The sequence below is a fragment of the Bacillus cereus group sp. MYBK222-1 genome (assembly GCF_051916425.1).
GTDB lineage: Bacteria > Bacillota > Bacilli > Bacillales > Bacillaceae_G > Bacillus_A > Bacillus_A paranthracis.
On sequence record NZ_JBQAGP010000001.1, the window covers coordinates 170,801 to 193,767 of the forward strand.

A 22,967-nucleotide genomic window follows, 5' to 3' on the forward strand; every position below is an offset into this window, starting at 1 on the left:
TTTTCTCATTTTAAAACACTAAATTGTTATACATAAATGAAATGTTTGTTAGACAGGTAGGGGATGAAAATGCAAACAGATCTATTAAATATATTTTTTGAAGAGTCGGAAGAACATTTACAGTCGCTAAATGAAAATGTGCTAATTTTAGAGCAGAATCCTACAGATATGGATGTAGTGGGAGAAATATTCCGCTCAGCTCATACGTTCAAAGGTATGTCTGCGAGTATGGAATTTACGGAAATGGCGGATTTAACGCATAAAATGGAAAACGTTTTAGATGAAATTCGTCATGGGAATATAGTAGTACATGCGGATATTATTGATGTGATTTTTGAATGCATTGATAATTTAGAGAAAATGGTTGCAGATGTGCAGCAAGGCGGAATGGGTAATATTGATGTAGTCGCAACGAAGCAAAAATTAGAAGCGTTATTGAACGGAAATGTAGAAACTTCTATGGAACATATAGAGCAAGAGTCTATAAACAATGATGATGCAGTTTCGCATGAAGTGCATATAACCGTTGAACAGCAAGCTATTTTAAAAGCAGTACGTGCCATTATGTGTATTGAAGCACTGCAAAATATAGGCGATATACAAAAAACGGTTCCTAGTATTGAAGAAATCGAAGCGGATGCTTTCGGTTTTGAGTTTACAGTATTTATGAATACGGATCGTAGTGAAGAAGAAGTGAAACAGGTAGTGCTTCACGTTTCTGAAATTGAGAAAGTAGTAGTGAAACAAGGAGAATCATTACAGGAAGTAGATTCGATGGTTGCTACGCAAGAAACTACGCGAGTAGAAGAAATGATACAGCCGTCTGTAGTTGCGCAGGTGGAAGCACCTATTGAGACAGCGAAGCAACCTGCAAGTGCTACGCCAACTAAAAGCACTGCAAAAACGAAAAATGCTAAAGGTGAGAATCGTTCCATTCGTGTGCAGCTAGAGAAAATTGAACGATTAATGAACATGTTTGAAGAGAGTGTAATTGAGCGTGGTCGCATAGATGAATTGGCACAAGCAATTCAAAACAAAGAATTAATTGAGCATTTAAATCGATTAGGCGATATTTCAAAAGATATTCAAAATGTACTTCTAAACATGCGTATGGTGCCGATTGAAACAGTCTTTAATCGTTTCCCGCGTATGGTGCGTATGTTAGCGAAAGATTTAGGGAAGAAAATCGATTTGCAAATTACGGGTGAAGATACAGAAGTTGATAAAATTGTTATTGATGAAATCGGTGATCCACTCGTTCATTTAATTCGTAATGCAATTGATCATGGTATTGAGACTGTTGAAAAACGTCGTGATGCAGGGAAAAATGAGACGGGTACAATTAAATTAGAAGCGTTCCATAGTGGAAATCATGTCGTAATTCAAATTACGGATGATGGAAATGGAATTCATAAAGGGAAAGTATTAGAAAAAGCAATTAAAAATGGTGTTGTAACAGAATCTGAGGCAAATAAATTAACGGATCGTGAAGTGTTTGATCTCATTTTCCAACCAGGATTTAGTACAGCAGAAGTAGTATCGGATCTTTCAGGGCGCGGGGTTGGATTAGATGTTGTAAAACATACAATCCATAGTTTAGGTGGACATTTAATTATTGATTCAGAAGAAGGAAAGGGAAGTACATTTAGAATTGAACTTCCATTAACGTTGTCCATTATTCAATCTATGCTTGTTCAAACGAATGATAAACGTTATGCTCTACCTCTTGGTAACATTGTTGAAGCGATTCGTATTAAGAGAGAAGACATCCAAACCTTACAAGGAAAAGACGTGTTAAACTATCGTGATCAAATTATTGAAGTGAAGCATTTGAGTACTGTATTTGGTGAAAAATCAGTAGATGAGGCATTTGAATCATATGAAAGTCAAATGGTTCCTGTGTTAATTGTTCGTAATACACATCGTAGCTATGGACTTATTGTAAACACAATTATCGGCCAAAGAGAAATTGTCTTAAAGTCATTAGGCGATTTCTTTGCAGAGAGTTCGAACTATTTCTCTGGCGCGACGATTCTCGGCGATGGACGAGTGGTCCTCATTTTAAACCCAGAAGGTTTATAATAGGAATGAAGGAAAGCTCCCCACTTGTATACAATTGGGGAGCTTTTTGGTTAATTACATACTAATATATAACAGGAAATAAATACATGTTCACGATTTACGTAATAAATTTGTTAAAATGTAATGAGTGTATTCATTTAATAGAAAAACAAAAATGAGGAGGCAGGGAAAATGCCTGAGCAACACACAAAAGGGGATACGAGCACAATTGTGCTAGAAAAAGAAAAGGAGCTTTTAAAGCCTCAAGAATGTGATATTCTTGGCGAAATTGCAAATATATCATTTGGCTCTGCTTCGACAGTATTATCAACGATTTTAAATAGGCAAGTAAGTATAACTGCTCCTCATGTAGAGTTAGTGGATTTATATGATACAAGTGATGTTGAGGTTCCTCATGTTGTATTAAATATTCATTTTACAAAAGGATTAGATATGGAAAATCTACTTGTCCTTCAGCAAGATGTTGCTTTATCTATTGCTGATTTAATGATGATGGGGACAGGTGAAGTGGAAGAGGGAAAAGAACTTGGCGAATTAGAGCTAAGTGCTGTACAAGAAGCGATGAACCAGATGATGGGATTCGCAGCGACGTCTATGTCGGAATTCTTCCAAGATACAGTAGACATGTCACCGCCGACAATTAAAGTTGTAAAGTTATTAGAAGAGATGGAGAAAATCTCTGGAATAACTGGAAATAACACGATTGTGAAAGTGTCGTTTGACCTTAAAATAGATAATCTTGTAAACTCTAAACTTGTACAAATTGTTTCAGTTGAACATGCGAAACAAATGATAAATAAATTACTACAATTATCTGGTGGCGTAGAAGAGCAAGACGAGCCAGCAGAAGTAGCGGAAGCTGAGATTGTAGAAGAACATGTTGAAAAAGAGCAGTTAACGCAAGAGGAGAAAGATGTACTTGGGGAAATTGCCAACATTTCCATCGGTTCAGCCTCAACGGTATTATCAACGCTTTTAAATCAGCCGGTTACGATTAGTACACCCAATGTAGAAGCGATTAATGTGCGTCATTATGACGGTGTACCGGTTCCCTTTGTGATTTTAAATGTCGATTTTGTTGAAGGTTTAAAGAATGAGAACGTATTCGTATTTACGAAAGATGTTGCTTTGACAATGGTAGATTTAATGATGATGGGAACAGGGGAGATTGATCCAGAGAAAGAGCTTAGTGAATTAGAGCTGAGCGGTATTAAAGAAATCATGAACCAAATGATGGGGCATGCGGCAACAGCGATGTCAGAAATGTTTAAAGAGAAGATGGACATGACGCCGCCAGACGTCAAATTTGTCACGTTAAAAGAAGAAATGGAATATTTGGGAGAGTCAATGGAAGTGGATGAACTTGTTCAAATTACGTTCAACCTTGAAATTGGCGACTTGCTTCAATCGAAAATGTATCAAATTTTACCGATTTCAGAAGCGAAAGAAATGGTAAGACGACTGCTATATCCAATGGTGGAAGCAGAAGAAGAGATTGCTGAGGAAGAAATGGAAGAAGAGGTTGTAGAACCTGTTGTACAACCTATTGAATTTAAAGAAGTGAAACAAATTGAGCCAGTGTATATGGATACATCTATTCTACAAAATGTAGAAATGAATGTGAAATTTGTATTTGGAAGTACAGTGAAAACGATTCAAGATATATTAAGTTTACAAGAAAATGAAGCCGTTGTATTAGATGAAGATATTGATGAACCAATTCGAATTTATGTAAATGATGTATTGGTGGCGTATGGTGAACTTGTAAATGTAGATGGATTTTTCGGAGTAAAAGTGACAAAATCACTATAAGGCGTTGAAATAGTAGATGAAAAGCGTAAAGTTTTTTCTAATTTGCTGGCTATGCATACATGTGTGCTTGCTCTTCCCACTGCAAAGTCAGGCGGAAGAGCAAAATGTGCCAGAACAAAATATAAATGAAGTGGATGTACAAGAAGAGAATAAGGAAGTTCAAGAACAGCCAGAACAAGTGGAAATGAAGCAAGATAAAGAGGAACAACAAGAAGTAAAGAATGAGCAAGAAACCGAAAAAAAGATAGAGACGGATCAAGGGATTATTACAATAAATAAGCGAGAATTAAAAGTTGGCGAAGAAATACGGATTATTGTAGAGCCAAAAGAGACAAATATTCAAAGTATAAAAGGTATGTTGCGTTTGCCAAAAAACAGTAATCTGTATGAGCAAGAAAGAATGATACCTTTTGACTATGAAGAAGAGACGAAGCGATGGATTGCTAACTATAAGGTCGGGATTTTTGATTTGCAAGGTGATTGGAACCTTCAGCTTATTCAAAGTTTTAAAGAAAATGAGAAAGAAGAGCTGATAGAAAATGAAGTGAAAGTCCCACTTATTCGTATAAATAATGAAACGCCAACAATAGATAAAGAGATGCCGAAGTTGCATAAAGTCACGATTGACGAGGCGAAGGAGAATGTAATCGAACGAAAACGAGGCGATTCTATACGTGTAAGAGTGAAGGCGGCAGACGTGGAATCGGTTGTGAAAGAAGTTCGTGTTACATTAAAAGGAAAAGAAAATAAAGAGATTACATTTTTATTAGATTACAATAAGCGCGACATGGAATGGCAAAAAGTATTTGAAATAACGGATGCATTGCCAAATGGGACATACGAGCTACTTGTAGAGGTAGTAGATGCGGCTGGAAATAAACTCGTTGAAGAAAGTGAGTATGTCGTTTCTGTTTTGGAACAAAAAACAGAAGAGGATAAAAAGACAGAAGAACAAGAGAAAGAAGATAAACTAGAAAATAAACTAGAAGATAAGAAAGAAACTGAGAAGCAGGAAGACACGAAAGTAGAAATCCCGCTTCAGGAAGAAAAACAGCCAGTTGTTCAAATTCCGAAAAAAGAAGAGAAAGTAAACGACCTTATAAAAGAACCATTGAAAGAGAAAGAAAAAATTACTTATGTTATAAAAGAGCCTCTCACAGACAACAAGGAAGTAAATAATACGAAGGCTCAAAAAGATAAAGATAATAACAATCAAGTCATTTTGAAGAAGAAAGAAAAAAAAGAAGAGCCAGAAGATAAGAAAGAAACTAAAAGTGACCATGGAATACAAGCTTCTAATGTATTTGCTATTATGTCAGGTTTATTCGTACTATTTTTAGTTTTAAAGAGCAATAAAGAATGGGGCTAATTAATTTCATCATAGTGGAGGCGCTTAAATGGAAATTAAACGTACGACAATTGAAAATAAGACGCTACAACCATTAAAACAGCCTGCAGCTATTTCAGAACATGAAATCCAGAAAGAACGAAAGTATAGCAATCTAGTGTTTACTGGACAGTCTAAAATTATTTCGAAAAATAACGAAATAGGGATTTTACTTGCGAGTTTAGGTGATGGAAAGGTTATGAAGGAAATGCTTTCTAAAGAGATGGATACAGTATTACAACTCTTTAAAAAGTTACATACATTATCTGGAGAAGGAAAGCAAACAGATAAAATATTTGAACAAGTAATGAGAAGCTTACAAGGGCTTGTGAAACAGGCGCATATAAAAGAACTGCCTTTATTAGATGGAACGTATGATTTCGCTGAAGTACAACTATCATTTGGTAGAAAGGTACACATTCCGTTATTAGATGTAAGTGCACTCCTCTCTAGCGTGGAGAGTGACTCGTCAGAAGGAAATATAAATTTAATGATAACGGTTATTACTGCGTATATCACGAAATTGTCTAACGAAACCATTTTAATTAGCGTCACGGATCGCACAGCTAAAGAGCGGGATGCAAGTGTATGGAGAGCACTTGCAGAAATGAATATGACACAATTATCACAGGCATTGAAACAAACGGTGCAAGAACATAAATGGTCTATGACGTTTCTTTTTCTCTTTATATGGGTTGCTTGTATTATTTTAATTCGAGTTATATAAAAAATGAACGGAATCACGCAATTCTTTGTTATGATTTTAGTAAATAAATACAAAAAAAGCAGGGTGCAATAATCCTGCTTTTTTCTATATTTTTTCATAAAAGAACGTATCAAAACGTTGAAGATTGAATCGTTCAGGTGTTAAAATTTGCTCTGTGCTACCGACAAATAGCACACCGCCTTTTCTTAAAGAACGGCTAAACTTTTCATACAGCTTGACTCTTGCTTCTTCTGTGAAATAGATCATTACATTACGACAAACAATTAAATCGTAATTTGTATCGAACGATTGCATTAATAGGTCATGCTGTTTAAACGTGACGTGTTGTTTAATATTTTGATGTAATGAATATATATCATCTTCTTTTGTGAAATGACGTTCTTTCAAATCGCTAGGTAATTCTTTCAAAGAACGTTCCGTATATTGACCACGTTTTGCACTCTCTAAAATATGAAAATCAAGATCCGTTGCTAGTATTTCATAGCGAAATGGAGAGAGATGTTTCGATAAAATTAAAGAGAGTGTATATGGTTCTTCACCAGCAGCGCAAGCGGCACTCCATACTTTTAATTTTCCGTTATTTTGTTCGAGTAATTTTGGCAGTGCTTTCGATTCTAACGTTTGCCAACGTTCTTTATTTCTAAAAAACTCTGAAACGTTAATTGTAATATAGTCAATAAAACTTAAAAATAAGTTTTGATCAACACGTAAAGTACTTAAAAATGTAGTGTAGTTTTCAAAACCTTTTCTTGAAATGAAAGCATCGATTCTACGGCGCATCCTATCTTGTTTATACGAAGCGATATCCATATTGAATTGTTGTTTAAAACTCGTGATAAAATGATCATAATCTTGTTCAATTATCATATTTACAATGGGCACAATAACGATATTGTGCCGCCCCCTTTACATCATACGAATTTTTTGTTCAAAGCTTTTTTTCATTTGTTTTTCATGTAAACCTGGTAAATCATAAATGACAGCATCAATCCCAGCTTCTTTTGCAATGTCAACGGGAATGACAGATGTATGTTTGTCTCCGTTATAAAAACAGAGAACTAAATCGGTATCTTCAATAATTTGTTTCACAAAAAACATATAATCAGATCGATAAATAGAGTCGGAAGGATGATCAAAAGCAACATACTCGGCTCCGTGTGATTTTAAATAATCTACGATTTCTTGGAATTCATCTGTTACTGCTTGTAACGGTTGGAGCGTGTAAAGGCATAAATTTTGAGCGAGCCTTTCGTTTTCAACGAAAAAACGAAGTACCTCATTTTCAATAGATTTATAACATAATATGTAAATTTTATGTTTGTGAGCATAGTCAGTTAAAAATTTTTTAATTTCTTCTTGATCTAATGCTGTTAATTGATTTGAACCACAAAGAAAAATATTCATAGAATTGTGCCACCTCATGCTAAATTGTAACATATCTTCTATAAAAAATAACTGCAAAATATTAGTGTTCAGAGTATAATTATAAATAACTAGATTTTACGATTAACTTTTGGAAGAAATAAAAAAATAAATAGGTGATATATATGCTACGTTCAATCTCGCATAATCCAATCTTATCGCATATACCGCCTGCTACTCAAATGCCGAAAGAAGCAAATGTCAGGACTGGACTTGCATTTTCGGATAATTTGCATGCAGATCCGAAAAAAGATAAGTTGTTAGAACAAATGGAAGCGTTTGTTGATAATATTGGAGAAATTAAAGAAAAAATTGAAATGGAATTAACACTTGATAACGTAATGGAATACAAAAATACAGTAAAATCATTTTTGAATTTTTACGTTGATAATGTATTGCAATATAAAGATGTCATGTCTCGTCATCCGCGTTATGGCTATTCACAGAAAATGACGATTGTAAAGCAGGCGGAAATGGGATTGAATGAGTTAGAAGATGTTATGAACTTAATTAATACAAAAACGGGACATTTAGAAATGTTAAATCAAATTGGAGAAATCCACGGTTTAATTGTAAATTTAGTCTTGTAAAAGGGAAGGAAGCTATATGTATATACAATTATATGAAAAGCTCGTTATTATTCAAAAAGCATATGAAAACATTCAAACGCTTGGAGAACAAATATATGAGAATTTAAAAAATAAAAATGTAAATGCAGTTCAAAAGTTACAAGTAGAGCAATTGCAGTACATTGAAGGTTTAAAACAATTATCGAGATCATTTGAAGAAATGGTTGTTCAGTTTTGTAAAGAACAGGGAGTGGAATCATTTCGCGTAAGTGCGTTATTTTCGTATTTTTCTCAAGAAGAAATTGAGAAAATGGAAAAATTACAAAAAAACTTAATTGGATTAGAAGAAAATGTAAAAATGCTTCTTTTGAAAAATCAATATTACTTAAACGTACTATTAAAAACTACAGAAAGTATTGTGGATTCAGTTTCTGAATATAACTTAGAACGAAACAATAATTCGCAAATCTTTATGAATGAACTATTGTAAAGGGGAAGTGAAGCATTATGAGATTATCTGATTACAATACCCCGTTATCGGGTATGTTAGCGGCCCAAATGGGATTACAAACGACGAGACAAAACTTATCAAACATTCATACACCTGGCTATGTGCGCCAAATGGTGAATTACGGATCTGTTGGAGCGAGCAATGGTCATACACCAGAACAGAGAATTGGTTATGGTGTACAAACGTTAGGTGTTGATCGAATTACAGATGAAGTGAAGACGAAACAGTTTAACGATCAATTATCTCAGCTCTCTTACTATAATTATAAGAACTCGGTTTTATCACGAGTAGAGTCTATGGTAGGAACGACAGGCAAAAACTCACTATCTAGTTTAATGGATGGATTCTTTAATGCTTTTCGAGAAGTTGCAAAAAATCCAGATCAATCAAACTATTATGATACGCTAATTTCTGAAACTGGGAAGTTTACAAGTCAGGTAAATAAACTTGCGAAAAATTTAGATTCAGTAGAAGCGCAGACGACAGAAGATATTGAAGCGCATGTCAATGAATTTAATCGTCTTGCTGACAGTTTAGCAGAAGCGAATCAAAAAATTGGGCAAGCTGGTACACAAGTGCCAAATCAACTTTTAGACGAACGTGACCGTATCGTTACAGAAATGTCTAAGTATGCCAATATAGAAGTATCTTATGAATCTATGAATCCTAATATCGCAAGTGTTAGAATGAATGGCGTTTTAACAGTGAATGGACAAGATACATATCCATTGCAATTAAATAAAACGAAAGAACCTATGTCTGTTGAAATTTACGGTTCGGAAATTCCTTTAACTAGTGGGGCAATAAAATCTGCAATCGATACGAAAGGGCAGATTGCTAGTTATAAGAAAAATCTTGAAGAGTTAATGGGTTCAGTGAAAAATCAAGTAAATACAGTGATGGGAAAAGACTTCTTCGTTGGAGATTATGCGAAAGAGTTGAAATTAAATCCAGAATTTGCGAATGATTTTTCGAAAATGAAAATATCTGCTGAAACTGCAAATAAATTGGCAGGAATTACAGATGAAGATTATAAAGATGGTCTTTCATATAAAAAAGCATTAGACCAATTCATAGTGAAGGTAGCATCTGATAAAAGTGAAGTGAACGGTTATCAAAAAATTCATGGAGACTTATTAGAAGGTATTCAGCAAGAAAAGATGAGTATCGAAGGCGTGAATATGGAAGAAGAAATGGTTAATTTAATGGCCTTCCAAAAATACTTCGTTGCGAATTCTAAAGCTATTACTACAATGAATGAAGTGTTTGATAGTCTGTTTTCAATTATTAGATAATGAGAGGTAAAAACAAAAGCTTTTTCTTTTATGTTTGAAGAGAGGGCCAGCAGAGTGTAGAAGCGGTCAGTGCTTAATAGAGGACCTATCGGTGTGAGACCAGAGATACAGGGCGGTTGCCGAATAAATAAGAATGGAGGAAAGCCGGAAATAGTTCCGGTTTCACCTTCCAATCAATTTTCAATAGATAAAGGAGGAGATAGAAATGAGAGTATCTACATTTCAAAATGCAAACTGGGCAAAGAACCAGTTAATGGATTTGAATGCCCAACAGCAATATCATCGAAATCAAGTAACTTCAGGGAAGAAAAATCTTCTTATGAGTGAAGATCCACTTGCAGCAAGTAAATCATTTGCAATTCAACATTCGTTGGCGAATATTGAACAAATGCAAAAGGATATAGCGGATTCAAAAAATGTGTTAAGTCAGACGGAAAATACATTGTCAGGTATTGTGAAATCTTTAACGAGAGCGGATCAATTAACAATACAAGCATTAAATGGACCAAATGGTGAAAAAGAATTAAAGGCAATCGGTGCCGAAATCGATCAAATTTTAAAACAAGTGGTATATTTAGCGAATACGAAAGAGCAAGGTCGTTATCTTTTTGGTGGAAATAGTGCAGAGAAACCTCCATTTGCGGATGATGGGACATACCAAGGTGGCGAAAAAGATGTAATGTGGAAGCTAAATGACGGTTATGAAATTAAAGCTTTTCGTAATGGCGAGAACTTACTAACTCCTGTTATTCAAACGTTAGTAAAGATGAAAGATGCGATGCAAAGCGGTGATCAAAAGGCGTTGCAACCGATTTTAACGGAAAATAAGAAAAACTTGGATAGTGTTATTAACCGTACAACAGAAGTGGGAGCAACGATGAACACTGTAGAGACGTTTAAGACAATTTTAAGCGAGCAAAATCTAGCACTTCAAGAAAATCGTAAAGAAATTGAAGATGTTGATTTAGCGGTAGCAATTTCTGACTTGGCGTATATTAACGCGACGTATGAAGCGACGCTTAAAGCAGTTAGTACGATGAGTAAAACGAGTATTTTAGACTACATGTAAAGAATAAGGAGTGAGAAATATGGCAGGAACGATAACAGGTATTGGCGGTAGACAACAGATTTGGAATCTCGGAAATAACATGATCGATACTTCTAACTTCGTTGAATTAGAAATGAATGCGTTAGATATGAGAAAAACACCGTATACAACTGAAAAGAATAGCCTTTCACAAGATAAACTTTTATATACAAGTTTAAAATCGGAATTCAGTTCTTTCACGCAAACATTTAAAAATTTAGCGGCTTTTAAAGGGAATGAGAAAAAGGTAACAACATCACAAGACGGTTATATTAATGTCAAAGCTGATGGTGGAGCTATTGCGGGAACTTTTAATATGAAGATTACACAGCTTGCGCAGCGCCATCAAATAGCTTCTGATGAAATTAAAGATATAGATGCAAAGCTTAATAGAGATGAAACATTAAAACTAGGTGATAAAGAACTAAAAATAACATCTGATATGACATATAAGGATTTAATTAATAAAATCAATGATGGAGATTATGGTGTATCAGCTTACACACTTGGAAATAAAATTTTTATGACCTCAAAAAAAGAAGGAAAAGATGGAGTAATTAATTTTGAGGGGAACACATCTAAATTTTTTCAAGATATAGGGTTAGCTAATGAGAAGGGTGCAGCGATCCATATAATCAATGAAGCGCAAAATGCTGAATATACGATTAATGGTATTACAGGTAGCAGCTCCACCAATACAGTTGAAGCCCTTCCAGGTGTGAAAATTGAATTATTAAAAGTAACTGAGCAAAAAGTAGAGGAAAAGCCAGTAGAAAATCCGGACGGAGAAAGTACAGAGGTTGATCCAAAGACAACAGAGGCACAAGCAAAAGGGATAGAGCTGAAGTTTACAGTAAGTGACTCAAACGTAACAGACGCATCAAATGTTATTAAAAAAATGGTTGCGGATTATAATAAAGCTGTTTCTACAGTAGATATCTTTGCTGGTAAAGGCGGGGCGTTCCAAGGTCAAGCTATTATGCAAAGTGTACGCCAAGCGATGAATAGCGTCGTAACATTTTCTCAAGATGGTAATTACTTATTCTCATTTGGTATTCAATTAAAGCAAGATGGAACGATGGAAGTTAATGATGAAGCATTAACGAAAGCGTTAAAAGAGAAGCCGGATGCAGCGAAGCAATTTTTCTTTAGTTCTAACGGATTAGGGAAAATGATGGAAGAACCACTTGAAAAATTATTTGGTGATAAAGGTGTAGTAGGAGAACGAGTAAAAAGTATTGATTCACGTGTAAGTGATTTAGATAAAAAGATTAAAGATATTGAAGCACAAAACTTGCAAAAACAAGATGAAATTGTGAAGAAGTATCAAAAACTAGAAAGTACATTAGCGGCGCTAGATAGCCAATTAAAAACAATTAAAGCAATGACAAAACAAAAAAGTGATGATTAATGAAAGTTGAGGAAGTGATCGTATGCAAGCATGGCAACGTTATATGCAAAATGATATTATGACGAGTAATCCGATTAAAAATACAATTTTTATTTATGAAAGATGCATTGTAGAGTTTCGTAATTTAGAAGAGCTTTTACATACTTTTAAACTACAAGAGGGAGATGCGCTTCTTGAGAAGTTAGAACGTATTTTTGAAGAATTAAAGCTTCAATTAAACCCTGAGATTACGAAAGATTTATATGATAGTCTTTATGGTTTATATGATTGGATAAGTGTTCAAATTCAAACGATGAAAGTAACACGTGAAGCGAAAGATATTGATGCGATTGTGAAAGTGTTACAAGATTTAATAGACGGTTATCGCGGAGCGCTTGAAAATGAACAATGATATTTATCGAGCATTTGTCGGCTGTTTTAATGAAATCGGTGAATTGCAAGTGTCAGATGAAGAGTTTGCTGAGAAGAGCGCGATGTTAAATCGCTGGATGATGACATTGGATGAAGAAACGCGCGCACAAGTTGCGGCAGAAGTAAGTCCATTTATTATTAAGGCAGCACAGCATATTCGAGATAAGCAAAAGATTTTGGAAGAAATGATTATGACAAATGATGGGCGAATGAAAGCCAATTCATTTTACGGTAAATATTAATTATAAAGTGTGGAAACGGATCCCCCTTATTACAAGGGGGTCCATTCCTTCATGTAAATAAAGAGTTCCGCTGATTGAGGTTTCATTTTATGACTGTAAAAAATAGAAGTAATCTAAATAATGTAAAAATAATCTACAGCTAGTTGTAAATATGTTCAAATAATATATAGATTACTACGCGTATACAGCTTTTTTGTATTCTTTTTTATATTTTTGTATTTTTCTAAAGACAACAATGTAAAAATGGAATAAAATATGTAAGGGTACATAATAGTTAATATTTTAATAAATACATATAAGAAATTAAATAATGAAGTGAAACTTCCATCAGTGGATTATTATGCCAAAATGATAAGTTAAAAAGGAAGGGTGTGGAGTATGCCAGATTTAGTGACTGATGTAAGCCATTATATGAATTATTTAGTGACGAAACGAAATACTGTTTCTAGTAATATTGCAAATGCGAATACACCTGGCTATAAAGCACAAGACGTTACATTTGCTGAGCAAATGAATAAAAGTAGTGCATTATATAAGAGTAATACTGCGGATTTAAAAACTAATGCAGATTTATATCAAACGAATGAAATGCACTTACCGACAGTAAATGCGAAAAATACATATGCAAAGATTCAAACGAAGTCAATGCAAACGAATAAAGATGGAAATAGTGTGGATGTAACGACAGAAATGCTAGATTTAATGAAAGCAAACCAATTGTATGGGATTTCAATTAACGCAATTAATACACAATATGCAATTAACCAAGCAGCTCGCGGACGTTAATAGTAGAAGGAGAGACAACGATGTTTCAGGCAATTAATGCAAGTGGATCAGGGCTAACAACAGCGAGAAAATGGATGGAAGTTACTTCAAATAATATTGTAAATGCCAATACAACGGCAGCTCCGGGGGCAAATTTGTATGAGCGCCGTAGTGTAGTGCTTGAATCAAATAATAGTTTTGCGAATATGTTAGACAGTGCGCCGACTAACGGGGTGAAAATAAAAAGTATTGAGGCAGACAAAACTGAAAACTTAGTGTATGATCCGACACATCCGCATGCAAATGAAGAAGGATATGTGCGGTATCCGAATGTTGATGTGACTGCTGAAATGACGAATGTAATGGTTGCTCAAAAAATGTACGAAGCAAATACAAGTGTATTAAATGCGAATAAAAAAATGCTGGATAAAGATTTAGAAATCGGCCGAGGATAAAGGGGGAATATGGGAAGATGAAAATCCAACCAATGTTACATACACAGCCATTTGGCGCGATTCAGTCAATTGGTGCACCGAAAAATACACAAACATCTGTAGTCGAGGGGAAGAAGTTTATCGATTTATTGGAAGATATGAATCAAACACAAAACAATGCGCAAACAGCTGTATATGATTTATTAACAAAAGGAGTAGGAGAAACACATGACGTTTTAATTCAGCAAAAGAAAGCTGAGTCTCAAATGAAAACGGCTGCTCTTGTACGTGATAATCTTATTGAAAATTATAAGTCACTAATTAATATGCAAATTTAGGAAAATGGACGGGTGTGTTTAAATGGAAAAGTTAAAAAATGTTTTCCAATCGTTAAAAACGTGGCATAAGTTAGTCATTGGTGCTGCGCTTTTAGCAATTGTAACAGGAGCACTTTTATACTTCACCTTGCCAGATAAATATGTTGTTGTATATCAAAATTTAAATGATGCAGACAAGCAAGAGATTACAGCAGAATTATCGAAGCTAGGTGTCGATTACCAATTAGCAACCGATGGTTCGATTCGTGTGCAAAAAAATGATGCTCCATGGGTTCGAAAAGAAATGAATGGAATAGGCTTACCGTTTAACTCAAAAAGCGGTGAGGAAATTTTATTAGAAAGCTCGCTCGGTTCAAGTGAGCAAGATAAAAAAATGAAGCAAATTGTCGGTACGAAAAAGCAATTAGAGCAAGACATTGTAAGAAACTTTGCGACAGTTGAAACGGCAAATGTTCAAATTACATTACCTGAAAAAGAAACAATTTTTGATGAAGAAAAAGCAAAAGGAACAGCCGCAATTACGGTTGGTGTAAAGCGTGGTCAACTATTAACGGCTGATCAAGTTGCGGGTGTACAGCAAATGATCAGTGCAGCAGTTCCTGGTGTAAAAGCAGAAGAAGTAAGTGTTATTGATAGCAAAAAAGGTGTTATCTCAAAAGGGGCAGATGAAGCACATTCTACTAGTTCCTCTTCTTATGAGAAAGAAGTAGAGATGCAACACCAAATTGAAGGTAAATTAAAGCAAGATATCGATGCAACATTAATGACGATGTTTAAACCAAATGAATATAAAGTAAATACGAAAGTATCTGTAAACTACGATGAAGTTACACGTCAGTCTGAAAAATATGGCGATAAAGGTGTGCTTCGTAGTAAACAAGAGCAAGAGGAAAGCTCTACTGCGCAAGAAGGTGCAGATACGAAGCAAGGTGCTGGTATTACAGCGAACGGCGAAGTGCCGAACTACGGTACGAACAATAATCAAAATGGCAAAATCGTCTACGATAATAAAAACGGTAACAAAATCGAAAACTATGAAATAGATAAAACAGTTGAAACGATTAAGAAACACCCAGAGTTAACGAAAACAAATGTTGTTGTATGGGTGGATAATGATACGTTAGTAAAACGAAGAATTGATATGACGACTTTCAAAGAAGCGATTGGTACAGCAGCTGGACTTCAAGCTGATCCAAATGGGAACTTTACAAATGGTCAAGTTAACGTTGTAACTGTTCAGTTTGATCAGCCGAAAGAAGAGAAGAAGAAAGAACCAGAAGAAAGTGGTATAAACTGGTGGTTAATCGGTGGTATTACAGGTGGCTTATTAGCGCTCTTTGGTCTAATATGGTTCTTCTTAGCTAGACGTAAGAGAAAGAAAGAAGAAGAGGAATATGAAGAATACTTAGCAGAAGAGGAAGTTGCTGCAAGTAGTGAAAGTATTATGGAAATTCCGGAAGAGAAAATAGTACCAGAGCCAAAACCTGAGCCAGAACCACCGAAAGAACCAACGTTAGATGAACAAGTGCAGGATGCTACGAAAGAACATGTAGAAGGTACTGCAAAAGTAATTAAAAAATGGTTAAACGGACAGTAAGGGAGGAACAACGATGTTAGATGAAATCTCCTCCAAAGAAAAAGCTGCCATCCTCATTCGTACATTAGATGAAGAGGTGGCAGCAAAAGTCATTGAATATATGACGGCTGAGGAAAAAGAAGTGTTGCTTCGTGAAATCGCGAAGTTTCGTGTATATAAACCAGAAACGTTAGAGAATGTGCTAGGGGAGTTCTTATATGAACTAAATGTAAAAGAATTGAACTTAGTCACTCCAGATAAAGAGTACATTCGTCGCATATTTAAAAATATGCCAGAAGACGAGCTTGAAAAATTATTGGAAGACCTTTGGTACAACAAAGATAATCCATTTGAATTCTTAAATTCACTTACAGATTTAGAGCCACTTCTTACAGTGCTTAATGATGAATCACCACAAACAATTGCAATTATCGCTTCTTACATTAAACCGCAACTTGCTTCTCAATTAATTGAGAGATTGCCAGATCATAAGCGAGTAGAAACGGTAATGGGTATTGCGAAACTAGAACAAGTTGACGGTGAACTCATTAATCAAATTGGTGAGCTATTAAAAGCGAAATTAAATAATATGGCGTTTAGTGCAATTAATAAAACAGATGGCTTGAAAACAATCGTGAACATTTTAAATAACGTTTCACGAGGCGTTGAAAAAACAGTCTTTCAAAAGCTCGATGAAGTTGATTATGAGTTATCTGAGAGAATTAAAGAAAATATGTTTGTCTTTGAAGACTTACTTGGTCTTGAAGATCTTGCGCTTCGCCGTGTGTTAGAGGAAATTACAGATAACGGTGTTATTGCAAAAGCGCTTAAAATTGCAAAAGAAGAAATTAAAGAGAAATTATTTACATGTATGTCTTCAAACCGTAAAGAGATGATTCTGGAAGAATTAGATGGCTTAGGACCACTTAAGATGACAGATGCTGAGAAAGCGCAGCAAATGATTACAGGTACGGTGAAAAAGTTAGAGAAAGAAGGAAGAATTATCGTTCAAAGAGGTGAAGATGATGTCCTTATTTAAAAACAGAATTCCGAAGAATTCTGTTTCTTTTTCTGAAGAAACGTATGAATTACAATTTCCAAAACCAATACCAGTTCACGTAGAAGAAGAAATACAAGTAGATCATGAAGAACTTCTTGCGCAACAACAATCGTTACATGTTGAACTAAATCAGCTAAGGCAAGAGCAGCAAGTGTTAGAACGAGAGCGTCAACAGCTATTGCAAGATAAGGAACAATTTCAAATGCATGTTCAGCAGCAAATGGAACAGATAGAATCTGCACGTTTGCAGTTTCAAAAAGAGCAACAAGAAACAGCATACGAATGGACAGAATTATTATGGGATCAATCTTTCCAACTAGCAGAAAAAATTGTGAACCAAGCAGTAGATTCGCGATTACTTGATGTATTACCTATTTTAACTGGCATTGTTCAAACATTGCCTACTTCGTTTGAAAAACTAGTCATTACAGTACATCCAGAAACATTTGAACGTATTCAAGAAGAGAAGGAAAATACGAAAGAGTATTGGCTACTACAATTAGTAGAATGGAAATATGATTTTTCCTTACAGTTTGGTGAATTTGTTCTGGAAGAAGAGAAAGAGTTCTTTGAATTTAAATTTGCACCTATATTTGCGAAACTTCGTCAAAAATGGGAAGAAGAGAAATTATTTGAGGAGCAAAATGTATGAACAACCAGCTCATAATCGAACATAGTAAATGGAATACGTTTATTGAAACGCCGTTCTATACGAAAGTCGGTAAAGTTCATAGTGTACAAGAACAGTTTTTCGTAGCGAAAGGACCGAAAGCAAAAATTGGAGATGTTTGCTTCGTTGGGGAACATAATGTTTTATGTGAAGTAATTGCGATTGAGAAAGAAAACAATATGTTACTTCCATTTGAACAAACAGAAAAAGTATGTTACGGAGATTCAGTTACATTAATTGCAGAAGATGTTGCTGTACCTCGTGGCAATCATTTACTTGGAAAAGTGTTAAGTGCAAATGGTGAAGTGTTAAATGAGAATGCTGAAAACATTCCATTACAAAAAATAAAATTAGATGCTCCGCCGATTCATGCATTTGAACGTGAAGAGATTACTGAAGTATTTGAAACGGGAATAAAATCAATTGATTCTATGTTAACAATAGGTATCGGTCAAAAGATTGGTATTTTTGCTGGGTCAGGTGTTGGTAAATCTACTTTACTTGGAATGATTGCAAAAAACGCAAAAGCGGATATTAACGTTATTAGTTTAGTAGGAGAACGTGGCCGGGAAGTAAAAGATTTTATTCGAAAAGAATTAGGCGAGGAAGGTATGAGGAAAAGCGTCGTTGTTGTAGCGACGTCAGATGAAAGTCACCTTATGCAACTTCGCGCTGCTAAGCTTGCGACATCTATTGCGGAATACTTCCGAGACGAAGGCAATAACGTACTACTTATGATGGACTCTGTTACTCGTTTTGCAGATGCGCGTAGAAGTGTTGATATTGCTGTTAAAGAGTTACCGATTGGTGGTAAAACACTTTTAATGGAAAGTTATATGAAGAAGCTGTTAGAGCGATCTGGGAAAACGCAAAAGGGGTCTATAACAGGTATTTATACTGTACTCGTTGATGGAGACGATTTAAACGGTCCTGTACCGGATTTAGCACGTGGTATTTTAGATGGACATATTGTATTAAAACGTGAACTTGCAACGCTCAGTCATTATCCTGCTATTTCAGTGCTAGACTCAGTAAGTCGGATTATGGAAGAAATCGTGTCGCCAACTCATTGGCAACTGGCAAATGAAATGCGAAAAATTTTATCTATTTATAAAGAAAATGAATTGTATTTCAAATTAGGAACGATTCAAGAAAATACAGAAAATGCTTATATTTTTGAATGTAAAAATAAAGTAGAAGGTATAAATACGTTTTTAAAACAAGGTCGATCTGATAGTTTCCAATTTAACGATATTGTTGAAGCAATGCACCATATAGTATAAGACCTTGCGCTTCGCAGGTCTTATTTTTTTGTTTTTTAATATTTCACAGATTTTTTTGGAAAAAAACTATATAATAGAAAAAAAGAACGTTATAATAGGAAGGGGCTATGAAAACAGGTGGATAAGCAGCAGTACGACACGATAAAATTGCAAATAAATCAAGAAAAAGAACAGATTTTGAAAGAAGTGTATGAATTAACAGCTGAAAAAAGAAAAATAGAACAAAAAAAAGAATATGATTTATATGTTGTAAAATCGCGTAGTAAAGTTGTACAAGCTGGGCAACGTATAATGGCTGGCATGCTTTCGTCACATACGTTTTCACCTGAAAGAATAGAAGAATGGAATCGGAAAATTAAAAAAACAGAGGATTTTATTCGAAAAAATGAAAGCCTTTTAGAACAAGTAAAAGAAAAAGAACGTGTCATTGATGAGATGTATCAAGAAGATTGTAGAAAGCTTGCGAAACTACGAGAAAAGCAGGAAGAAAAAATGCTTCTTGATTTGAAAATGTGTATGAATGGATGAGGTGAATGTAGTGATACAGTCTGTATTACCGGTGCAACAAAGTTTACCTCCGCAAAAAGAAAAAGGGCTAGAAGTACAATCTAAAAGTGAAGATTCTTCATTCGATCGTGCGATGGGAATGGAAAACAAAAAGCAGCCGAAAACGGAGAAAACAAAGCAAGAAAATGCACCAGGGGATAGAAAAGAAAACATTCTTTCTAAAAAATCGGCAACGAAAGAAGAGCCTAATGTAAAGAAAGAAGAAAAAAAAGAGACAGAACAGTTATTGTTAGCTGTATCTGAGCAAATGGTTGCAATTGAGCAATTACGTGTGCAGCCAGAATTGTTATATCAATACATACAAAAAATACAAGAGCTATATAAAGAATATGGAAATATAAAACTTAACGAATTACCCGCAGGTGAATTACAACAATTACAAGAACTCATTTCTAATATGAATATTAAAAATGCTATATGTTTAGAAGATACAATGCAAATGGCATTAGACAAAGTGAAGATGCCAGAGCAAATGATGCAAATATTGAACGTTGTAGAAAAAGAAGCTTGTAATATTGCAAAGCAACAGGAAGAGTCCAAAGACTTAGAGGGAGATCTTCCGAAAGCTGAGAGCGAAGATGTTAAGTTAGAGTTGCCAGAAGGTGATGTATTCAACGATTCGAATTCTGCCGGTGCAGAGTTATTAAATAAAGCGATAAGTACCGATCACATAGGGAAATCAAATAGTGGCGCTGAGAAAGTTGCATTGCCTGACTTAGGAAAGAAAATGGAAGCACAAGTAGAAGCCTTGCAAAAGTTTGTAGTGAAACAAGAGCGTGTTTTATTCCAGTTAAATCCAGAAAAACTTGGTACATTGACAGTGTTTATGAAAAAACATGGAGATCAAATTGATGTTCATGTGGAAATGGAAAAACACGATGCGAAGAAACGTGTTGAAATCATTTTTGATGAATTGAGACTGAAGTTAAAAGAAAAAGAAATTAATATTCAAATTAGCTATTCAGATAAAGATGAAAATCGTAAAGAACAGCGAGAACAAGAGCAAAGGCAAAAGCAGCAATTAGCAAGTACGAAACATGAGAAACAAGAATCAAAAGAATTTGCGGGATTATTGGAGGAATAAAGCGTGCCAACAGTTGGATTAAATACAACGAGTACAAATCATATTCCGTTGCAAGCAGGAGCGCAGAATAGGAACGCACCTGTTAACGGTGCACAACCGGCAGTAGAGCAAATGAATGGAGTATCAGCAGGAGAACAAAAAACTCCTGGAGTAATGGGAAAAGATGATTTTCTGAAATTGTTTTTATCGAGTTTCCAGCACCAAGATCCATTTAATGCGATGGATATGAATCAAATGATGAATCAGACAGCACAATTATCTCTTATGGAACAAGTACAGAATATGACGAAAGCGGTAGATAAACTGCAATCAACGATGTATTCAACAGCGCTTGATGGTGGGATGAAGTTTTTAGGGAAGTACGTAAGAGGTATTGACGGTGACGGTAAAAAAGTAACTGGTCAAGTAGAGACAGTTCGCCTTGCAGAAAATAACGATGTACAGCTCGTAATTGATAATAAAGTTGTCTCTCTTCGCTTTGTTGAGAGAGTGTCTGATAAACCGATTGGAGAAACGAATCTAGAAGATGTAAAGAAAGACGACCAGAAAGTAACTGAAGAAGTAAAAACAACAAATTCATAAGGGAGTGTTCATACGTTATGATTAAAGCATTATATACAAGTATTTCAGGGATGAATGCAACACAAAATGCATTAAGTGTAACTTCAAATAATATTGCGAATGCACAAACAGTAGGTTATAAAAAACAAAAAGCGATGTTTGATGATTTACTGTACAACAATTCAGTTGGTGCAAAAGGTGACGATAGATACGCAGGGACGAACCCAAAAAGTATCGGTAACGGTGTGAAAATGAGCGGAACGGTGACGGATTATACCGATGGTACAATTACGTTAACTGGTGGTAAAACACAAGCAGCATTGGAAGGTAATGGTTTCTTCGTTGTAGGTGATTCAAAAGGCGGAAATATGGAATTTACACGTAAAGGGACATTTACAATATCTTCAGATTATTATATTACGAATACAGAAGGTCAATATGTATTTGCTTATCCAGCTGATCCATCAACTGGTAATGTTGATTTATCTGGTATTCCGGGACCATTGCAAATTCCAATGGGATCAGCAATCGGTGGTATTCGAACGTCACAAGGAATCGTTGGAGGAAACATTCCAGCTGATGCAAAACAAATTACGCAAGAATTGCCTGCATACGATGATGCCGGTAATACATGGACAATGCGCGTAGAGTTTACACAAGATGGTGAACATAATTACAAATATACAGTAAAGATGCGTAACGAATCGAAGAAAGAAACAGAGTTTACAGAGGTTCAAGGCGCAGGTGGTAATGTAAAATTCAATGAGGTAGGGAAGCCAGATCCGGTAAACCCTGAAGCGAATATACCATTTAATAATGGAACAGTAAAAATAGACTTTAGTAAATTAACAAACCACCCGACAGAGAAAACATTAGCAGTAACAAATGTAGATGGTAGACCAGCGGCCACTGTGAAAGATTGCTTTATTGCTGATGGTGGATATGTGATGGTAAAGTATTCTGATGGAAGTATGAAAGCGGCAGGTCAATTAGCTATTGGTATGTTCCCGAATGAAGGTGGCTTAATGAAAACCGGTAATGGTAACTTTACAGCGACAAATACAACTGGTATTTTAGCACTTGGCGTATCTGGTCAAAATGGTGCAGGGAAAGTACGTGGTAGTGCGCAAGAAGGCGCAAACGTAGATTTATCTGTAGAATTCGTTGATTTAATGTTATACCAACGCGGTTTCCAAGGGAATGCGAAAGTAATTAAAATTTCAGATGAAGTATTAAATGAAGTTGTAAACTTAATTCGATAATATATAATAAAGAAAAATTGTAATGTAGTAGAAAGGGTTTTTTACTCGTATGACAAGACAAGAGCGAATTTTACAATTGCCTTTTTTCGAAAATAAACGTGAACTTGCCGAGCAAGTGTTAAAAATGGAACGAGAAGAGCATGTATATTTACCAGATCAATTTGAAATTAAGCAAGTACCTCCGTACTCATTTGGTGAAAAACAAGCAATCATTGGCCGTATTCACGAGTTTTATTTCGTAAGTGTTGGTAGTGAAGGCGAGTGGAAGTATCAACTGTTTAAGGATGAGATGAAGTGCCGTGAGTTTTTTGTTACGTTATCAGGAATAACGGATCAGCAAATCGCGTTTTGGTTTAATAATATCGAGTTACTGAAAAGATCTTAAAAGATTTTAAAAGCTCTTTTTTTAGG

General features: G+C 35.2%; 25 protein-coding genes. 23 read left to right on the top strand and 2 right to left on the bottom strand.

What is annotated here, in order from left to right; all coding sequences use genetic code 11:
• The first annotated feature begins 69 nt into the window (after positions 1-69).
• The 4 genes from ACTFR9_RS00895 (at position 70) to ACTFR9_RS00910 (ending at position 6,008) form a co-directional block, all read left to right on the top strand.
• Positions 70-2,082, top strand: a complete 2,013-nt coding sequence (locus tag ACTFR9_RS00895; RefSeq protein WP_001192573.1) for a chemotaxis protein CheA — start codon at positions 70-72, stop codon at positions 2,080-2,082.
• Between the two features lie 171 nt (positions 2,083-2,253).
• The gene (locus ACTFR9_RS00900) at positions 2,254-3,894 is read left to right on the top strand and encodes a flagellar motor switch protein (protein WP_001114991.1); all 1,641 of its coding nucleotides are present in this window, start codon (positions 2,254-2,256) and stop codon (positions 3,892-3,894) included.
• A 16-nt stretch (positions 3,895-3,910) separates the two neighbouring features.
• Positions 3,911-5,263, top strand: coding sequence for a transglycosylase (locus ACTFR9_RS00905; RefSeq protein WP_193635123.1), 1,353 nt, complete (start codon positions 3,911-3,913; stop codon positions 5,261-5,263).
• Between the two features lie 28 nt (positions 5,264-5,291).
• Positions 5,292-6,008: a hypothetical protein gene (locus tag ACTFR9_RS00910; protein WP_193635124.1), complete on the top strand. Its 717-nt coding sequence runs from the start codon at positions 5,292-5,294 to the stop codon at positions 6,006-6,008.
• A gap of 84 nt (positions 6,009-6,092) precedes the next feature.
• On the opposite strand, the gene ACTFR9_RS00915 is transcribed toward ACTFR9_RS00910, so the two are convergent.
• Both ACTFR9_RS00915 and ACTFR9_RS00920 read right to left on the bottom strand, forming a co-directional pair.
• Positions 6,093-6,875, bottom strand: coding sequence for a CheR family methyltransferase (locus ACTFR9_RS00915; protein ID WP_000582906.1), 783 nt, complete (start codon positions 6,873-6,875; stop codon positions 6,093-6,095).
• Positions 6,876-6,914: 39 nt separating this feature from the next.
• Positions 6,915-7,412, bottom strand: coding sequence for a flagellar motor switch protein FliG (locus tag ACTFR9_RS00920; protein ID WP_001020115.1), 498 nt, complete (start codon positions 7,410-7,412; stop codon positions 6,915-6,917).
• A gap of 143 nt (positions 7,413-7,555) precedes the next feature.
• On the opposite strand from ACTFR9_RS00920, the gene ACTFR9_RS00925 reads away from it, so the two are divergent.
• From ACTFR9_RS00925 to ACTFR9_RS01015, 19 genes are all read left to right on the top strand, one after another.
• Positions 7,556-8,020 (top strand): YaaR family protein, encoded by a 465-nt coding sequence (locus tag ACTFR9_RS00925; RefSeq protein ID WP_000946323.1) that lies wholly within the window; start codon positions 7,556-7,558, stop codon positions 8,018-8,020.
• A 16-nt stretch (positions 8,021-8,036) separates the two neighbouring features.
• Positions 8,037-8,489 carry a hypothetical protein gene (locus tag ACTFR9_RS00930; protein ID WP_000275907.1) on the top strand — a complete coding sequence of 151 codons (453 nt, stop codon included), beginning with the start codon at positions 8,037-8,039 and terminating at the stop codon, positions 8,487-8,489.
• 17 nt (positions 8,490-8,506) lie between these two features.
• Positions 8,507-9,805 carry a flagellar hook-associated protein FlgK gene (flgK, locus tag ACTFR9_RS00935; protein ID WP_001239726.1) on the top strand — a complete coding sequence of 433 codons (1,299 nt, stop codon included), beginning with the start codon at positions 8,507-8,509 and terminating at the stop codon, positions 9,803-9,805.
• Positions 9,806-10,010: 205 nt separating this feature from the next.
• The gene (locus ACTFR9_RS00940) at positions 10,011-10,874 is read left to right on the top strand and encodes a flagellar hook-associated protein 3 (RefSeq protein WP_001266392.1); all 864 of its coding nucleotides are present in this window, start codon (positions 10,011-10,013) and stop codon (positions 10,872-10,874) included.
• A gap of 19 nt (positions 10,875-10,893) precedes the next feature.
• A complete protein-coding gene (locus ACTFR9_RS00945) occupies positions 10,894-12,303 on the top strand; it encodes a flagellar hook-associated protein 2 (protein WP_000929230.1) in 1,410 nt (469 codons plus the stop codon).
• A 22-nt stretch (positions 12,304-12,325) separates the two neighbouring features.
• Positions 12,326-12,694, top strand: a complete 369-nt coding sequence (locus ACTFR9_RS00950; RefSeq protein ID WP_001149522.1) for a flagellar export chaperone FliS — start codon at positions 12,326-12,328, stop codon at positions 12,692-12,694.
• Positions 12,684-12,956, top strand: coding sequence for a hypothetical protein (locus tag ACTFR9_RS00955; RefSeq protein ID WP_001058066.1), 273 nt, complete (start codon positions 12,684-12,686; stop codon positions 12,954-12,956). The genes ACTFR9_RS00950 and ACTFR9_RS00955 overlap by 11 nt, the downstream gene beginning before the upstream one ends.
• A 378-nt stretch (positions 12,957-13,334) precedes the next feature.
• Positions 13,335-13,742 carry a flagellar basal body rod protein FlgB gene (gene flgB / locus ACTFR9_RS00960; protein ID WP_001113120.1) on the top strand — a complete coding sequence of 136 codons (408 nt, stop codon included), beginning with the start codon at positions 13,335-13,337 and terminating at the stop codon, positions 13,740-13,742.
• A gap of 20 nt (positions 13,743-13,762) precedes the next feature.
• Positions 13,763-14,176, top strand: a complete 414-nt coding sequence (gene flgC, locus ACTFR9_RS00965) for a flagellar basal body rod protein FlgC (RefSeq protein WP_000484684.1) — start codon at positions 13,763-13,765, stop codon at positions 14,174-14,176.
• A gap of 17 nt (positions 14,177-14,193) precedes the next feature.
• Positions 14,194-14,493 carry a flagellar hook-basal body complex protein FliE gene (fliE, locus tag ACTFR9_RS00970; protein ID WP_000701666.1) on the top strand — a complete coding sequence of 100 codons (300 nt, stop codon included), beginning with the start codon at positions 14,194-14,196 and terminating at the stop codon, positions 14,491-14,493.
• 22 nt (positions 14,494-14,515) lie between these two features.
• The gene (locus ACTFR9_RS00975; RefSeq protein ID WP_229136549.1) at positions 14,516-16,090 is read left to right on the top strand and encodes a flagellar M-ring protein FliF; all 1,575 of its coding nucleotides are present in this window, start codon (positions 14,516-14,518) and stop codon (positions 16,088-16,090) included.
• A 13-nt stretch (positions 16,091-16,103) separates the two neighbouring features.
• On the top strand, positions 16,104-17,108 hold the full coding sequence (gene fliG / locus ACTFR9_RS00980) for a flagellar motor switch protein FliG (protein WP_000883350.1): 1,005 nt from the start codon (positions 16,104-16,106) through the stop codon (positions 17,106-17,108).
• The gene (locus ACTFR9_RS00985) at positions 17,095-17,781 is read left to right on the top strand and encodes a FliH/SctL family protein (RefSeq protein WP_074532053.1); all 687 of its coding nucleotides are present in this window, start codon (positions 17,095-17,097) and stop codon (positions 17,779-17,781) included. The genes fliG and ACTFR9_RS00985 overlap by 14 nt, the downstream gene beginning before the upstream one ends.
• Positions 17,778-19,082 carry a flagellar protein export ATPase FliI gene (gene fliI / locus ACTFR9_RS00990; RefSeq protein ID WP_229136551.1) on the top strand — a complete coding sequence of 435 codons (1,305 nt, stop codon included), beginning with the start codon at positions 17,778-17,780 and terminating at the stop codon, positions 19,080-19,082. Before ACTFR9_RS00985 ends, fliI begins: the two co-directional genes overlap by 4 nt.
• 117 nt (positions 19,083-19,199) lie before the next feature.
• The gene (locus ACTFR9_RS00995) at positions 19,200-19,610 is read left to right on the top strand and encodes a cytoplasmic protein (RefSeq protein WP_193635125.1); all 411 of its coding nucleotides are present in this window, start codon (positions 19,200-19,202) and stop codon (positions 19,608-19,610) included.
• Positions 19,611-19,620: 10 nt separating this feature from the next.
• Positions 19,621-20,733 (top strand): flagellar hook-length control protein FliK, encoded by a 1,113-nt coding sequence (locus ACTFR9_RS01000; protein ID WP_229136554.1) that lies wholly within the window; start codon positions 19,621-19,623, stop codon positions 20,731-20,733.
• Positions 20,734-20,736: 3 nt separating this feature from the next.
• Positions 20,737-21,315: a flagellar hook assembly protein FlgD gene (locus ACTFR9_RS01005; protein ID WP_229136555.1), complete on the top strand. Its 579-nt coding sequence runs from the start codon at positions 20,737-20,739 to the stop codon at positions 21,313-21,315.
• Positions 21,316-21,332: 17 nt separating this feature from the next.
• Positions 21,333-22,556, top strand: coding sequence for a flagellar hook protein FlgE (locus tag ACTFR9_RS01010; protein WP_000588290.1), 1,224 nt, complete (start codon positions 21,333-21,335; stop codon positions 22,554-22,556).
• A gap of 49 nt (positions 22,557-22,605) precedes the next feature.
• Entirely contained in the window at positions 22,606-22,941 is a 336-nt protein-coding gene (locus ACTFR9_RS01015) for a DUF3964 family protein (protein WP_000198182.1), read from the top strand.
• The last annotated feature ends 26 nt before the right edge of the window (positions 22,942-22,967 follow it).

Bases quoted from the DNA above. Each gene is read 5' to 3' on its own strand.
- ACTFR9_RS00945 (WP_000929230.1), top strand. From the start codon at position 10,894: ATGGCAGGAACGATAACAGGTATTGGCGGTAGACAACAGATTTGGAAT.
- flgK (WP_001239726.1), top strand. From the start codon at position 8,507: ATGAGATTATCTGATTACAATACCCCGTTATCGGGTATGTTAGCGGCC.
- fliE (WP_000701666.1), top strand. From the start codon at position 14,194: ATGAAAATCCAACCAATGTTACATACACAGCCATTTGGCGCGATTCAG.
- ACTFR9_RS00925 (WP_000946323.1), top strand. From the start codon at position 7,556: ATGCTACGTTCAATCTCGCATAATCCAATCTTATCGCATATACCGCCT.
- ACTFR9_RS00915 (WP_000582906.1), bottom strand. From the start codon at position 6,875: ATGATAATTGAACAAGATTATGATCATTTTATCACGAGTTTTAAACAA.
- ACTFR9_RS00905 (WP_193635123.1), top strand. From the start codon at position 3,911: ATGAAAAGCGTAAAGTTTTTTCTAATTTGCTGGCTATGCATACATGTG.
- ACTFR9_RS00975 (WP_229136549.1), top strand. From the start codon at position 14,516: ATGGAAAAGTTAAAAAATGTTTTCCAATCGTTAAAAACGTGGCATAAG.
- ACTFR9_RS01015 (WP_000198182.1), top strand. From the start codon at position 22,606: ATGACAAGACAAGAGCGAATTTTACAATTGCCTTTTTTCGAAAATAAA.
- ACTFR9_RS00910 (WP_193635124.1), top strand. From the start codon at position 5,292: ATGGAAATTAAACGTACGACAATTGAAAATAAGACGCTACAACCATTA.
- ACTFR9_RS00900 (WP_001114991.1), top strand. From the start codon at position 2,254: ATGCCTGAGCAACACACAAAAGGGGATACGAGCACAATTGTGCTAGAA.
- ACTFR9_RS01010 (WP_000588290.1), top strand. From the start codon at position 21,333: ATGATTAAAGCATTATATACAAGTATTTCAGGGATGAATGCAACACAA.
- flgC (WP_000484684.1), top strand. From the start codon at position 13,763: ATGTTTCAGGCAATTAATGCAAGTGGATCAGGGCTAACAACAGCGAGA.
- ACTFR9_RS00920 (WP_001020115.1), bottom strand. From the start codon at position 7,412: ATGAATATTTTTCTTTGTGGTTCAAATCAATTAACAGCATTAGATCAA.
- ACTFR9_RS00985 (WP_074532053.1), top strand. From the start codon at position 17,095: ATGTCCTTATTTAAAAACAGAATTCCGAAGAATTCTGTTTCTTTTTCT.
- fliI (WP_229136551.1), top strand. From the start codon at position 17,778: ATGAACAACCAGCTCATAATCGAACATAGTAAATGGAATACGTTTATT.
- ACTFR9_RS00940 (WP_001266392.1), top strand. From the start codon at position 10,011: ATGAGAGTATCTACATTTCAAAATGCAAACTGGGCAAAGAACCAGTTA.
- flgB (WP_001113120.1), top strand. From the start codon at position 13,335: ATGCCAGATTTAGTGACTGATGTAAGCCATTATATGAATTATTTAGTG.
- ACTFR9_RS00930 (WP_000275907.1), top strand. From the start codon at position 8,037: ATGTATATACAATTATATGAAAAGCTCGTTATTATTCAAAAAGCATAT.
- ACTFR9_RS00895 (WP_001192573.1), top strand. From the start codon at position 70: ATGCAAACAGATCTATTAAATATATTTTTTGAAGAGTCGGAAGAACAT.
- ACTFR9_RS00950 (WP_001149522.1), top strand. From the start codon at position 12,326: ATGCAAGCATGGCAACGTTATATGCAAAATGATATTATGACGAGTAAT.
- fliG (WP_000883350.1), top strand. From the start codon at position 16,104: ATGTTAGATGAAATCTCCTCCAAAGAAAAAGCTGCCATCCTCATTCGT.
- ACTFR9_RS00955 (WP_001058066.1), top strand. From the start codon at position 12,684: ATGAACAATGATATTTATCGAGCATTTGTCGGCTGTTTTAATGAAATC.